Annotated in this window: 13 protein-coding genes; 9 read left to right on the top strand and 4 right to left on the bottom strand. The window is 59.4% G+C overall.

The genetic code is table 11. The features are described from left to right. The 3 genes from ND528_RS22975 to ND528_RS22965 form a co-directional block, all read right to left on the bottom strand. The gene (locus ND528_RS22975) at positions 1-273 is read right to left on the bottom strand and encodes a TfoX/Sxy family protein (RefSeq protein WP_016773175.1); all 273 of its coding nucleotides are present in this window, start codon (positions 271-273) and stop codon (positions 1-3) included. 288 nt (positions 274-561) lie between these two features. After that, a complete protein-coding gene (locus tag ND528_RS22970; RefSeq protein WP_137215585.1) occupies positions 562-906 on the bottom strand; it encodes a pentapeptide repeat-containing protein in 345 nt (114 codons plus the stop codon). A gap of 91 nt (positions 907-997) precedes the next feature. Then, complete coding sequence (locus ND528_RS22965) at positions 998-2,554, bottom strand: bifunctional aminoglycoside phosphotransferase/ATP-binding protein (protein WP_263471301.1); 1,557 nt, start codon at positions 2,552-2,554, stop codon at positions 998-1,000. Between the two features lie 116 nt (positions 2,555-2,670). Here ND528_RS22965 and mrcB point away from each other — a divergent pair, with 116 nt between their 5' ends. From mrcB to ND528_RS22950, 3 genes are read left to right on the top strand one after another with little or no spacing between them, the layout of a single operon-like run. After that, positions 2,671-4,995, top strand: coding sequence for a penicillin-binding protein 1B (gene mrcB, locus ND528_RS22960; RefSeq protein ID WP_095181816.1), 2,325 nt, complete (start codon positions 2,671-2,673; stop codon positions 4,993-4,995). A gap of 16 nt (positions 4,996-5,011) precedes the next feature. Continuing rightward, positions 5,012-5,761, top strand: coding sequence for a tetratricopeptide repeat protein (locus ND528_RS22955; RefSeq protein WP_263471300.1), 750 nt, complete (start codon positions 5,012-5,014; stop codon positions 5,759-5,761). Beyond that, on the top strand, positions 5,761-6,096 hold the full coding sequence (locus ND528_RS22950) for a YqcC family protein (RefSeq protein WP_016773180.1): 336 nt from the start codon (positions 5,761-5,763) through the stop codon (positions 6,094-6,096). Before ND528_RS22955 ends, ND528_RS22950 begins: the two co-directional genes overlap by 1 nt. Before the next feature lie 130 nt (positions 6,097-6,226). Here the strand turns inward: ND528_RS22950 and ND528_RS22945 are convergent, their stop codons facing one another. Continuing rightward, positions 6,227-6,643, bottom strand: coding sequence for a DUF4124 domain-containing protein (locus ND528_RS22945; RefSeq protein WP_263471299.1), 417 nt, complete (start codon positions 6,641-6,643; stop codon positions 6,227-6,229). Positions 6,644-7,042: 399 nt separating this feature from the next. On the opposite strand from ND528_RS22945, the gene ND528_RS22940 reads away from it, so the two are divergent. The 6 genes from ND528_RS22940 (at position 7,043) to msrQ (ending at position 13,030) form a co-directional block, all read left to right on the top strand. Further along, a complete protein-coding gene (locus ND528_RS22940) occupies positions 7,043-8,767 on the top strand; it encodes an acetolactate synthase 3 large subunit (protein ID WP_065616944.1) in 1,725 nt (574 codons plus the stop codon). A 2-nt stretch (positions 8,768-8,769) separates the two neighbouring features. Beyond that, on the top strand, positions 8,770-9,261 hold the full coding sequence (gene ilvN, locus ND528_RS22935) for an acetolactate synthase small subunit (RefSeq protein WP_003176102.1): 492 nt from the start codon (positions 8,770-8,772) through the stop codon (positions 9,259-9,261). Positions 9,262-9,307: 46 nt separating this feature from the next. Then, positions 9,308-10,324: a ketol-acid reductoisomerase gene (gene ilvC, locus ND528_RS22930; RefSeq protein WP_003228216.1), complete on the top strand. Its 1,017-nt coding sequence runs from the start codon at positions 9,308-9,310 to the stop codon at positions 10,322-10,324. Between the two features lie 148 nt (positions 10,325-10,472). Then, positions 10,473-11,330 (top strand): CDP-diacylglycerol--serine O-phosphatidyltransferase, encoded by an 858-nt coding sequence (gene pssA, locus ND528_RS22925; RefSeq protein WP_016773182.1) that lies wholly within the window; start codon positions 10,473-10,475, stop codon positions 11,328-11,330. Positions 11,331-11,393: 63 nt separating this feature from the next. Next, a complete protein-coding gene (gene msrP / locus ND528_RS22920; RefSeq protein WP_137215580.1) occupies positions 11,394-12,407 on the top strand; it encodes a protein-methionine-sulfoxide reductase catalytic subunit MsrP in 1,014 nt (337 codons plus the stop codon). Next, positions 12,407-13,030, top strand: a complete 624-nt coding sequence (msrQ, locus tag ND528_RS22915; RefSeq protein ID WP_263471298.1) for a protein-methionine-sulfoxide reductase heme-binding subunit MsrQ — start codon at positions 12,407-12,409, stop codon at positions 13,028-13,030. Before msrP ends, msrQ begins: the two co-directional genes overlap by 1 nt. Positions 13,031-13,174: the final 144 nt, after the last annotated feature.

Below are 13,174 nucleotides of genomic sequence, written 5' to 3'. Positions count from 1 at the left end.
TCAGTTCTTGTGACGCGCGGAAATGGCCTCGAGCTGTTTGTTCAAGGCGTCCTTGCGCTCGGCGGGGATATCGTTCCAGTGCACGTCCATCAACGCGCCCTCGATCGCATACAACAACACCTTCGATGCGCGAAACCCCCGAGTACGCACGGCCCGGTAGGCGTCCACTGCACCGAGGCGACGCAAGTCCGAGGCGCTGTGGATGCCCACGGCATGCAGCCATTGCGCCGATGTCTTGCCAAGATTTTTCAGGTGTTGCAGTTCATCATTCATCAAGCCTCCTTGCGACGGCCGAATGGTGCGTGGGCGAGCTTCTCAGCAGTGTAGCCATCAGTAGGAAAAGCGTGATTGTTTGGTCGGATTCGACGCAAAAGCTTCTAAGAAAGGGGGTAAAAGGCCTGCGAACGCAGAAGGAAGCGAGTTAGGCGGTTAACAATGTGGGAGCGAGCCTGCTCGCGAAGAGGGCGTATCAGACACAATCGATACCCACTGACACTACGCCTTCGCGAGCAGGCTCGCTCCCACAGGGGAAAGGCGTGGTGTCAGGAAGATCTCCAGGTTTCAGCGGGTGCGATAGCGCAGCCGCGTGCCGAAATTCATCGACATCAGAATCTCGTCAGCACTCAGCTCCGGCGGAAAGTATGCCCCGGAAATCTGCGCATGGGCCAGGCTGGCGCCTTCGAGCGATGCCTTGCGGAAGTCGATGCCGCGCAGATCGGCGGAGCGGAAGTACGCATCGCGGAAATCCACGTTATCGGCATTCAGTTCACGCAGATCGAGACCACGGAAATCGCCGCCGACCATGTCGATCGGGCCATCCTGTGGGCGTTCCTTGTTGAAGCCTGCGATGTCATCTTTGTGCAGCAGGGCGTAAAGCGGAGTGTCGAGCAGTTTTGGCTGGCTCATGTCAGATCACCTGTTGGTTTTATGACGCCAGTATAGTGCCACTATTTGCCGGCCGTGAAGCGAGCGAGGGCTTCACGGCCGAAATAGTTTTTTACAGACCCGGCAGGCGCTGACGGATCTGCGCGACCACCGTGTCCAGCGTGCCGGATTCATTGGTCTGCACGCGTTTGCTACGGAGGATTTCTTCCGGCGTCAACGCTTCGCGATTGGCCTGTTGCGCTTCGATCACGGCGAGGGTGGCGTCGGACGGATCCTTCTGGTCGGCCTGACGCATCGCCAGCCAGCTCTCGATCACGGCTTGCGGGGCGTTGCAGTCGAGAATCAAAAACGGCGTGCCGGTGGCTTCGGCAATCTTCGCCGCGTTGTCGCGCTGCTCGCGTTTGAGATAGGTCGCGTCGATCACTACCGGGAACCCGGCGTGCAGGATCACCTCGGCGATTTCATGCAGGCGCGCGTAGGTCGCGGTGCTGGCATCGGCGCTGTAAATGCCGGCCTGCACGTCGTTGGCAACAGTCTGCTCGCCAAACAGGCGCTTGCGCTCGACATCGGAACGCAGGCGAATCGCGCCCAGCGCTTCGACCAGGCGCATGGCCACATGACTCTTGCCGACGGCGGAAACACCGTGGGTAATGGCCATGAAGCGCGAAGGAATGGTGCTGTAGCTTTCCGCCAGGTTGGCGTAGTTGCGGTACTGGCGCAGGGTGGTGGCGCGCTGCACTGCAGTCGCATCTGCCGGCATGCTGAACAGCGCAACTTTGGCCCGCACCAGCGCGCGGTAGGCTTTATAGAAGTTCAGCACTTCCAGGCCCTCATAGTCGCCGGTCAGTTCCAAGTACTGGCTGATGAGGCGACGCGCGAGCGATTTCAGGCCACGGTCTTCCAGGTCCATGGCGAGGAAACCGGTGTCGGCCCAGACGTCAGTGAAACGGAACGGCTCGTTGAACTCGATGCAGTCGAAGATCACCACATTGCCGTCGATGACCGTGGCGTTGCCCAGATGGATGTCGCCGTGGCACTCGCGGGTGAAGCCTTGGGCCTTGCGCGCGGCGAACAACGGCTTGAGGCGTTCGAAGCTGCTCTCGGCCCAGGCTTTGAGTGCCTCGAGTTGCAGCAAATCGTTCTTGTCGCTGAGGAATGGCAGAATCTGCTCGAAGTTTTGCGAAACTGGCGCCATCACGCTGTCCGGAGTGCCAGCGTCGTGTTCGGCCGGGACTTTCGGTGCATTGATATGGAAATGCGCGATCTGCTCGGCCAGCGCATCGATGTGCTGAGTGGTCAGCTCGCCATTGGCTTGCAGCGTGCTGAGCAAGCCGCTCTGCGGGAACTGGCGCATTTTCAGCACGTATTCGATAGCCGGGCCGTCGCCGCCCAATTGCGGTGCCTCGATGCTGCCGGTGATTGGCAACACGTCCAGATACAAATCAGCGGTCAGACGCTGGTTCAGACGCAGCTCTTCAGCGCAGAAATGCGCACGTGCGTCGAGGCTGGTGAAGTCGAGGAAGCCGAAATTCACCGGCTTCTTCACTTTATAGGCAAAGGGGCCGGTGAGAATGACCCACGAAATGTGGGTTTCGATGACCTGAAACCCTTCGATGGGATGCGGGTAGAGGGCCGGGTTTTGCAGGGCAGCGATCAGGGACTGGCTCACGGGCGATCCTTCAGAGACGGGGGAATTCGAGGCGGCCATTATGGCTGCTTGCCCGCCTGACGCAAACCTCCGCGCGTGCCTGTTGACGATCGATAAAGTGCGTATAATCCGCCGCCATGACTCGATCCCGATCCCCCCGTACCAAGAAAAAACCACCAGCCAAGGGCCTCAGCCCATGGTTGAGCTGGGCCATTAAACTCAGCCTGGTCGGCCTTGTAGTGCTGGCCGGCTTCGCCGTTTACCTCGATGCCGTGGTGCAGGAGAAGTTCTCCGGCAAGCGCTGGACCATCCCGGCCAAGGTGTACGCGCGCCCGCTCGAGCTGTTCGTCGGACAGAAGCTCAGCAAGGACGATTTCCTCACCGAACTCGATGCCCTCGGCTATCGCCGCGAAGCCGTGAGCAACGGCCCCGGCGCCGCAGCCGTCAGCGGCAATACGGTTGACCTGAACACCCGTGGCTTCCAGTTCTATGAAGGTCTGGAAAAGCCGCAGCCAGTGCGTGTGCGTTTCTCCGGTGATTACGTTGCTGAGCTGTCCTCGACCAACGGTTCGAAACTGTCGGTGGTGCGCCTCGAGCCGCTGATGATCGGCGGCATTTACCCGAAAAATCTTGAAGACCGCATCCTGATCAAGCTCGATCAGGTGCCGCCTTACCTGCTCGAAACCCTGATCGCTGTGGAAGACCGCGACTTCTACAGCCACTGGGGCGTGTCGCCGAAATCGATCGCCCGCGCCGTGTGGATCAACACCTCCGGCGGCAAGATGACCCAGGGCGGCAGTACGCTGACCCAGCAGTTGGTGAAGAACTTCTACCTGACCAGCGAACGCAGCCTGACCCGCAAGCTCACCGAAGCGATGATGGCGTTGCTGCTCGAACTGCATTACGACAAGAAGGAAATCCTTGAGGCCTACCTCAACGAAGTCTTCGTCGGCCAGGACGGTCAGCGCGCGGTGCACGGTTTCGGCCTGGCCAGCCAGTTCTTCTTCGGCCAGCCTTTGTCCGAACTGAAACTGCATCAGGTGGCGATGCTGGTCGGCATGGTCAAGGGGCCGTCCTACTACAACCCGCGTCGCAACCCGGAGCGCGCGCTGGAGCGGCGCAATCTGGTCCTCGACGTGCTGGCGCAGCAAGGCGTGGCAACCCCCGAGCAGGTCGAAGCGGCGAAGAAAATGCCGCTCGGCGTGACGACTCGCGGCAAGCTCGCCGACAGCTCGTTCCCGGGCTTTATCGACCTGGTCAAACGTCAGTTGCGCGAAGATTACCGCGACGAAGACTTGACCGAAGAAGGCCTGCGCATCTTCACCAGTTTCGACCCGATTCTGCAGATGAAAGCCGAAGCCTCGGTCAACGACACGTTCAAGCGTCTGGCCGGGCGCAAGGGCTCGGATGACGTCGAAGCGGCGATGGTCGTGACCAACCCGGAAACCGGCGAAGTCCAGGCGATGATTGGCAGTCGTCAGGCCAGCTACGCCGGGTTCAACCGTGCCCTGGATGCGGTGCGCCCGATTGGTTCTTTGATCAAACCGGCGGTGTACCTGACCGCGCTCGAGAAGCCGAGCCAGTACACGCTGACCAGTTGGCTGTCGGACGATCCGCTGTCGGTCAAGGGCGCCAACGGTCAGGTGTGGAAGCCGCAGAACTACGATCGTCGCTCCCACGGTACGGTTTTCCTCTACCAGGGCCTGGCGCATTCCTACAACCTGTCGACCTCGCGTCTGGGCCTGGAAGTCGGTGTGCCGAATGTGCTCAAGACCGTGGGTCGCCTGGGCGTTACCCGTGAATTCCCGGCGTTCCCGTCGATGCTGCTGGGCGCTGGCGGCATGACGCCGATCGAAGTGGCAACCATGTACCAGACGCTGGCTAACGGTGGTTTCAATACGCCGATGCGCGGCATTCGCAGCGTGTTGACCGCCGAGGGCGAGCCGCTCAAGCGTTATCCGTTCCAGATCGAACAGCGCTTCGATCCTGCCTCGATTTACCTGATCCAGAACGCCATGCAGCGGGTGATGCGTGAAGGTACCGGCAGTTCGGTTTATAACGTGCTGCCCAAGACCCTGACCCTGGCGGGCAAGACCGGTACCAGTAACGATTCGCGCGACAGCTGGTTCGCCGGTTTCAGTCAGGATCTGCTGGCAGTGGTCTGGCTCGGCCGCGACGACAACGGCAAGACGCCGTTCACCGGGGCCACCGGTGCGCTGCAGGTCTGGACCAGTTTCATGCGCAAGGCCGATCCGCTGCCGCTGGACATGCCGCAGCCGGACAACGTCGTGCAGGCCTGGGTCGACTCGCGCACCGGCCAGGGCTCCGATGCCAACTGCCCCGGCGCGGTACAGATGCCGTATATTCGCGGCAGCGAGCCGCCACCCGGCGCCGCGTGTGCAAGCGAAACACCTGCCTCGCCGGAATCGGTGATGGACTGGGTCAAGGGCTGGATGAATTAAGCAAAGAGGGTTTCAAGTGAACAAGTGGTTGATTCCAGCGGTGACCGCCGTGGCTTTGCTCAGCGGCTGCTCCACCGTACAGCGTGGTTCGATTCCCGTGGTGGATTCGGGCACGGCCGTGTCCAACAGCGAACGCATCGGCGCCAATGGCGGTTTCCGCCAGACCACGGTCAAGCGCCCGGCGCAGGGCCAGCCTCAGGCGATTCCGCAAGGCGATACCGGCGTAGTGGTGATGGTGCCGGGCGGCGGCGCGGCGGTGTCGACACCGATCAGCTCTTCGCCGATCGTCCCGGGGCCTGCATCCGGCGGTATCACGTCGGGGCCGTACAACCCATCGGCGGTTGAGTCGGCGCCGATCAACTCCGGCAGCTACAGCATGCCGTCGACGCCAAGTGGCATTCCTTCGGCCAGCAGTGGCGGTGGCCTGTCGGCGGATGAGCAACTGGACGGCCCGGTACTCGCCTTGCTGACCACCGCGCAACAGCAGCAGGCCGGCGGCGACCTCAACGGTGCCTCTTCCAGCCTGGAGCGGGCGCAACGTGTCGCCCCGCGCGAGCCACAAGTGCTTTACCGTCTGGCGCAGGTGCGCATGGCCCAGGGCGATGCGCCGCAAGCCGAGCAATTTGCCCGTCGTGCGCTGACCATGGCCAACGGTCGTCCGGACCTGCAAGCCAGCCTGTGGGAAATCATCGCTCAGTCCCGTGAGAAACAAGGCGATTCCGCCGGTGCTGCGCTGGCCCGTCAGAAGGCCAAGGTTTCCCTGTGATGGACGTGCGTTTCCCGAAAATCGCCGATCAGCTGTTGTTGATCGAACGCGAGCTGCGCACTCAGGGCTGGTGGGATGAGGTTGAGCCGTCCGCCGAAGCGCTGAGCAGTGTCGAGCCGTTTTCCGTCGACACGCTGGACTTCGAGCAATGGCTGCAATGGATCTTCCTGCCGCGCATGAAGATGATCCTCGAACAGGATCTGCCCTTGCCGAACGCCTCGGGTATTCAGGAAATGGCGGAAATGGTCTTCGCCCAGCGCAACCTTGGCGGCAAGGATCGTCAGTTGCAGGTACTGCTCAAAGAGTTCGACCTGCTGATCACTGCATCCCGCTGAGCGCGGTTGTGTAGGAGCTGCCGAAGGCTGCGATCTTTTGATTTTGCTGTTGAAGAGCAAGATCAAAAGATCGCAGCCTCGTTGCACTCGTCAGCTCCTACACAGCTCTCACACAGATCCGGCAGCGTGCCTACGAGCAGTTCTCGGCTATCTGCTTCTTCGCCTCGACGATGCGTTCCTGACGCTGTGTATCGTCGAGCCTGCGCACATCCCCCTCGACCTCCTCACGCAAGCGCGGATTGTTCTGCAGTTGCGCCAGGTTTGTGCGTGCCTGTTCGCAAAACGCCTTGAGATGCGCCTGCTGCTCGGCGACCTGTTTCTTCACCTTGGCATCGATGGCTTTCTGATCGCCAAGGACGCCGCCGCCCGGCATCGGCGCCGCTTTCGGCGCGGGTGAGGAGGGCGTCTGTACGGTCGTCGACGGTTGGCCCTGCGGAGGCTGCGCATCGAAATGCGTGACGCCTTGGGCATCGACCCATTTGTAGATTTGAGCGGCCGAGCACCATGGGCTGAGACCGATCAGCAGAGTGAGGAGGAGCGTTCGCATGCTGATTCCTTGGCAAAAATGCGCAATTGACGCTAACAGAGTAGCGCTTTTCAGGTTTTTTCTTGCGTTCTCATGTGCTTACCCACAATTAACCCCACAGACGACTTGACTTGCAGAGGGCGAAACAGAAGAATCCAAAGTCCGCTGTAGAGGGACTGCCAGAAGCAGACCCACTCGGTAGATCATGAGGCGCACATCCGCGCCGACCTGTTACACCCGCAACGCGTTACCTCGCGCTGGGTGGGAAAGGCCCGCAACACTTGGGACGATCCCAATACTTGCTCAGTCAGTGCTGACGTAGTCGGCGACCACCGTCGCTCATGCTCTGCCGAGAAGTAAACCTATTAAGACCCGCCCCTTTTTTGTGGACGGTATTCTGGCGTTTTAGAGGTGAACAACGTGGAGCTTTTATCTGGCGGTGAGATGCTCGTCCGCTTTTTGCGTGACGAAGGCGTCAAATATATCTACGGGTACCCGGGTGGTGCTCTCCTGCATGTTTACGATGCCCTGTTCAAAGAACCGGAAGTGACCCACATCCTGGTTCGTCACGAACAAGCGGCGACCCATATGGCTGACGGCTACGCCCGTGCCACCGGTAAAGCCGGCGTGGTATTGGTGACTTCCGGTCCAGGCGCCACAAACGCCATCACCGGTATCGCCACCGCCTATATGGACTCGATTCCGATGGTGATCATTTCCGGTCAGGTGCCAAGCACCATGGTCGGCACCGACGCGTTCCAGGAAACCGACATGATCGGTATCTCCCGGCCGATCGTGAAGCACAGCTTCATGATCAAGCACGCTTCGGAAATCCCGGAAGTCATGAAGAAGGCCTTCTACCTGGCGCAATCCGGTCGTCCGGGCCCGGTCGTTGTCGACATCCCGAAAGACATGACCAACCCGGCCGAAAAGTTCGAATACGTTTTTCCGAAAAAAGCCAAGCTGCGCTCCTACAGCCCGGCCGTTCGCGGTCACTCCGGGCAGATCCGCAAAGCAGCCGAAATGTTGTTGGCGGCCAAGCGCCCGGTGCTGTACTCCGGCGGCGGCGTGATTCTCGGCAATGGCTCCGCGCAACTGACCGAACTGGCGAAAATGCTCAACCTGCCGGTGACCAACACGTTGATGGGTCTGGGCGCTTTCCCAGGCACTGACCGTCAGTTCATCGGCATGCTGGGTATGCACGGCAGCTACACCGCGAACCTGGCGATGCACCATGCCGACGTGATCCTCGCAGTGGGCGCACGCTTCGACGATCGCGTGATCAACGGCCCGGCGAAATTCTGCCCGAACGCCAAGATCATCCATATCGACATCGACCCGGCGTCGATTTCCAAGACCATCAAGGCCGACGTGCCGATCGTGGGTCCGGTCGAGAGCGTCCTGACCGAAATGGTCGCGATTCTCAAGGAAATCGGCGAGACCCCGAACAAGGAGTCCGTAGCCAGCTGGTGGAAGCAGGTGGATGAATGGCGCGGTGATCGCGGCCTGTTCCCTTATGAAAAGGGCGACGGCAGCCAGATCAAGCCGCAGACCGTGATCGAAACCCTCTGCGAAGTGACCAAGGGCGACGCCTTTGTGACCTCCGACGTGGGTCAGCACCAGATGTTTGCCGCGCAGTACTACACGTTCAACAAGCCGAACCGCTGGATCAACTCCGGTGGCCTGGGCACGATGGGCTTCGGTCTGCCAGCCGCGATGGGCATCAAACTGAGCTTCCCGGACGACGACGTTGCCTGCGTCACCGGCGAAGGCAGTATCCAGATGAACATCCAGGAGCTGTCGACCTGCCTGCAATACGGCTTGCCGGTGAAGATCGTCATCCTCAACAACGGTGTGCTGGGCATGGTTCGCCAGTGGCAGGACATGAGCTACGGCAGCCGTCACTCGCACTCCTACATGGAATCGCTGCCCGACTTCATCAAGCTGGCTGAAGCCTACGGCCACGTTGGCGTACGCATCACCGAATCGAAAGATTTGAAGTCGAAGATGGCCGAAGCGTTTGCCATGAAGGATCGCCTGGTGATCATCGATGTTGCGGTCGACACCAGCGAGCACGTCTACCCGATGCAGATCAAAGACGGCTCCATGCGCGATATGTGGCTGAGCAAGACGGAGCGTACTTAATCATGCGGCACATTATTTCCCTGCTTCTGGAAAACGAACCCGGCGCTCTGTCTCGCGTAGTCGGCCTGTTCTCGCAGCGCAACTACAACATCGAAAGCCTGACCGTGGCCCCGACCGAAGACCCGACCCTGTCGCGTCTGACGCTGACCACCGTGGGCCACGATGAAGTGATCGAGCAGATCACCAAAAACCTGAACAAGCTGATCGAAGTGGTCAAGCTGGTGGACCTGTCGGAAAGCGCTCACATTGAGCGTGAACTGATGCTGGTCAAGGTCAAGGCCACTGGCGCCCAGCGCGCCGAGATCAAACGCACCACCGATATCTACCGTGGACAGATCGTCGACGTCAGCGCCAGCGTGTATACCGTTCAATTGACCGGTACCAGCGACAAGCTCGACAGCTTCATTCAGTCCATCGGCACCGCATCGATTCTGGAGACCGTCCGCAGCGGCGTGACCGGTATTGCTCGCGGCGACAAAGTACTCAGCATCTAAACCAAATTAGCGCATGGCCTGAACGGCCGGATATAAGGGGAAATTCATGAAAGTTTTCTACGATAAAGACTGCGACCTGTCGATCATCCAGGGCAAGAAAGTTGCCATCATCGGTTACGGCTCCCAGGGCCACGCTCAAGCGTGCAACCTGAAAGACTCCGGTGTCGACGTTACCGTCGGTCTGCGTAAAGGTTCGGCCACCGTTGCCAAAGCCGAAGCTCACGGCCTGAAAGTGACCGACGTTGCTTCCGCTGTTGCCGCTGCCGACCTGGTCATGATCCTGACCCCGGACGAGTTCCAGTCCTCGCTGTACAAGAACGAAATCGAGCCGAACATCAAGAAAGGCGCCACTCTGGCCTTCTCCCACGGCTTCGCGATTCACTACAACCAGGTTGTTCCGCGTGCCGACCTCGACGTGATCATGATCGCGCCGAAAGCCCCGGGCCACACCGTACGTTCCGAGTTCGTCAAAGGCGGCGGTATCCCTGACCTGATCGCGATCTACCAGGACGCTTCGGGCAACGCCAAGAACGTTGCACTGTCCTACGCTGCTGGCGTCGGTGGCGGTCGTACCGGCATCATCGAAACCACCTTCAAGGACGAGACCGAAACCGACCTGTTCGGCGAACAAGCCGTTCTGTGCGGCGGTACCGTTGAACTGGTAAAAGCCGGTTTCGAAACTCTGGTTGAAGCTGGCTACGCGCCGGAAATGGCCTACTTCGAGTGCCTGCACGAACTGAAGCTGATCGTTGACCTCATGTACGAAGGCGGTATCGCCAACATGAACTACTCGATCTCCAACAACGCCGAATACGGCGAGTACGTGACTGGCCCGGAAGTGATCAACGCCGAATCCCGTCAGGCCATGCGCAACGCCCTGAAACGTATTCAGGACGGCGAATACGCCAAAATGTTCATCAGCGAAGGCGCAACCGGCTACCCTTCGATGACCGCCAAGCGTCGTAACAACGCCGCTCACGGCATCGAAATCATCGGCGAGCAACTGCGCTCCATGATGCCGTGGATCGGTGCCAACAAGATCGTCGACAAAGCCAAGAACTGAGTCGTCGTCCCTTGTACGAAAAACGCGGCCTCGGCCGCGTTTTTTCGTTTGGGCCGGTGCTTCTGGTATAAAGCTGCATCGTTTGTGGCCGAACTGTCGTCCTCAAGCTTCTGTCGAATTTTTTCCAAACCGTTGCAAGGTAATGTCCATGAGCGAACGTCCCGAAGAGCCGAACAAGGCTTCCGACGCCGAAAGCCTGCTGCCCATCGATGAACATATCGAAGAAGGGCACGACGCTGAAGGTCGTAAAGTCCGGCATCGTGGTATCTATCTGCTGCCGAACCTGTTCACCACTGCCAACCTGTTCGCAGGCTTTTATTCCATCATCAACTCGATGAGCGCCCAGGCCGCATTGAGCGCCGGCGACTCGGTGAATGCGAGCAAGTACTTCGCCTTCGCCGCGATCGCGATCTTCGTCGCGATGGTGCTCGACGGCCTCGATGGTCGCGTGGCGCGCATGACCAATACGCAAAGTGCCTTCGGCGCCGAGTACGACTCGCTGTCGGACATGGTCGCGTTCGGTGTCGCGCCGGCGTTGTTGGCCTTCGGTTGGGCATTGGGCGACATGGGCAAGGTCGGCTGGATGGTCGCCTTCATTTATGTCGCGGGTGCGGCATTGCGTCTGGCGCGTTTCAACACCCAGGTCGGCACGGCGGACAAACGCTACTTCATTGGTCTGGCCAGCCCGGCGGCGGCAGGTGTAGTGGCCGGCATTGTCTGGGCGTTCAGTGATTACGGCATTCAGGGTTCGAAAATGTCGTTCCTCGTGGCGCTGATGGTGGCGGCGGCCGGCATGCTGATGGTCAGCAACATCAAGTACAACAGCTTCAAGGAGCTGGATCTGAAAGGGCGCGTGCCGTTCGTGGCGATCCTTGCGGTGGTGTTGGTATTCGCTGTCGTGTTCAGTGATCCGCCGCGCATTCTGCTGCTGGTATTCCTCGCCTATGCGGCGTCCGGTCCGGTGCAATATCTGTTGCGTCTTCGTCGTCACAAAAACGCCGAGTGATGTAATTTCCCGCATACTCCGCAGTCTATGGGTGCACCTGTCCTCCAAAGCTGCGGAGTTGTCATGTTGATCAAGATCCCCAAAGCATCCGACTGCCATGAGTCGGATGTCACGCCTGAAGCCATTTATCTCTCCCGCCGCCAATTGCTCGGCGCCACTGCTGCCGGTATTGCCGTGAGCAGCCTGCCGCGCTGGGCCAGTGCAACTGATGCCCCTCGCTACTCTGATGTCGAATCCGGCAAGGCTCCGGCCTGGTTTGCCGAAAAGCTTCCTTTTACTCAATGGGGGGCGGTCAACGTCAAGGACGAGGCGATCACGCCTTATAAAGACGCGACGAACTACAACAACTTTTATGAGTTCGGTACCGGCAAGGGCGATCCGGCGAGGAACGCTGGCGACCTGAAAACCGAACCCTGGAGCGTGGTGATTGACGGGGAGGTGGGTAAGCCGGGGCGTTATGCGCTGGAAGACTTCATGAAACCGTATCAATTGGAGGAACGTATCTATCGTCTGCGTTGCGTCGAGGCGTGGTCGATGGTCATTCCCTGGATCGGCTTTCCCATCTCGGCCTTGCTCAAGCAGGTCGAGCCGACTTCCAAGGCCAAGTACATCCGCTTCGAAACCCTGCAAGATCCCAAGAGCATGTCCGGCCAGCGTTCCGGTTTTGCCTTGATCGACTGGCCGTATGTCGAAGGCTTGCGTCTCGATGAGGCGATGAATCCTTTGGCGATCTTGGCGGTGGGCATGTATGGCCGCGAACTGCCGAACCAGAACGGCGCACCTTTGCGTCTGGTGGTGCCGTGGAAGTACGGCTTTAAAAGCGTGAAGTCCATTGTGCGCATCAGTCTGGTCAGCGAGCAGCCGAAGACTACCTGGCAAAGCATTGCTGCCGATGAGTATGGCTTCTATGCGAATGTGAATCCGACGGTTGATCATCCGCGCTGGACCCAGGCCCGCGAGCGGCGCTTGCCGAACAGCCTGTTCAAACCGAATGTGCGCGATACGCAGATGTTCAACGGCTACTCGGATGAAGTCGCTTCTTTATATACAGGGCTCGATCTGCGGAAGAACTACTGATGCGCTATCCGTTCTGGCGAGTGGGCGTTTTCATTGCTGCGGCGGTGTGGCCATTGCTGTGGTTCTATCAAGCGTTCGCCGATCTGCTCGGGCCTGATCCGGGCAAGGTGCTGGTTGATCGTCTCGGGCTTGGCACGCTGGTGTTGCTGTTGATTACGCTGAGCATGACGCCGTTGCAAAAGCTGAGCGGCTGGGCGGGGTGGATTGCAGTGCGCCGACAGTTAGGGCTTTGGTGTTTTGCTTATGTGACGCTGCATCTGTTCAGCTATATGGCGTTTATCCTCGGGTTCGACTGGTCACAGTTGGGCGTTGAGCTGCGCAAGCGGCCGTACATTATTGTCGGTGCGCTGGGCTTCCTCGGATTGCTGATATTGGCGTTAACGTCCAATCGTTATAGTCAGCGTCGTTTGGGTACTCGCTGGAAGAAGCTGCATCGGCTGGTGTACGTGATCCTGGGACTGGGGTTGCTGCATATGCTGTGGATTGTGCGAGCCGATCTGGAGGAGTGGACGATTTATGCCTTTATAGGTGGCGTGCTTTTGTTGCTTCGTCTACCGTCGGTGACGAGGCGAATCCCGCGTTTGCTGGGTAAAAAGCAGAATCTGCAAGAAAAGCGAAATTAACGGTTGACGGCAGATTCCAGAGGTCTATAATTCGCCCCACTTCCGGCGCAGTCGAAACGGAAAACTCCTTGAGATTCAAAGAGTTGCGCGGTTTTCGACAGCGGCTTGCTTCAGATCATCGAAGCCTGGAAGGAGTTGAGAGAG

The organism is Pseudomonas mercuritolerans (genome assembly GCF_025706525.1).
Classification (GTDB): Bacteria; Pseudomonadota; Gammaproteobacteria; order Pseudomonadales; family Pseudomonadaceae; genus Aquipseudomonas; species Aquipseudomonas mercuritolerans.
Note: the sequence above shows the minus strand (reverse complement) of the source record. Positions and strands in the feature narration are given on the sequence as shown.

What these genes read in the sequence shown, in the direction of transcription:
- ND528_RS22975 (WP_016773175.1), bottom strand. Translation starts at nt 273, where the DNA reads ATGAATGATGAACTGCAACACCTGAAAAATCTTGGCAAGACATCGGCG.
- ND528_RS22970 (WP_137215585.1), bottom strand. Translation starts at nt 906, where the DNA reads ATGAGCCAGCCAAAACTGCTCGACACTCCGCTTTACGCCCTGCTGCAC.
- mrcB (WP_095181816.1), top strand. Translation starts at nt 2,671, where the DNA reads ATGACTCGATCCCGATCCCCCCGTACCAAGAAAAAACCACCAGCCAAG.
- ND528_RS22950 (WP_016773180.1), top strand. Translation starts at nt 5,761, where the DNA reads ATGGACGTGCGTTTCCCGAAAATCGCCGATCAGCTGTTGTTGATCGAA.
- ND528_RS22945 (WP_263471299.1), bottom strand. Translation starts at nt 6,643, where the DNA reads ATGCGAACGCTCCTCCTCACTCTGCTGATCGGTCTCAGCCCATGGTGC.
- ilvN (WP_003176102.1), top strand. Translation starts at nt 8,770, where the DNA reads ATGCGGCACATTATTTCCCTGCTTCTGGAAAACGAACCCGGCGCTCTG.
- ilvC (WP_003228216.1), top strand. Translation starts at nt 9,308, where the DNA reads ATGAAAGTTTTCTACGATAAAGACTGCGACCTGTCGATCATCCAGGGC.
- pssA (WP_016773182.1), top strand. Translation starts at nt 10,473, where the DNA reads ATGAGCGAACGTCCCGAAGAGCCGAACAAGGCTTCCGACGCCGAAAGC.
- msrP (WP_137215580.1), top strand. Translation starts at nt 11,394, where the DNA reads ATGTTGATCAAGATCCCCAAAGCATCCGACTGCCATGAGTCGGATGTC.
- msrQ (WP_263471298.1), top strand. Translation starts at nt 12,407, where the DNA reads ATGCGCTATCCGTTCTGGCGAGTGGGCGTTTTCATTGCTGCGGCGGTG.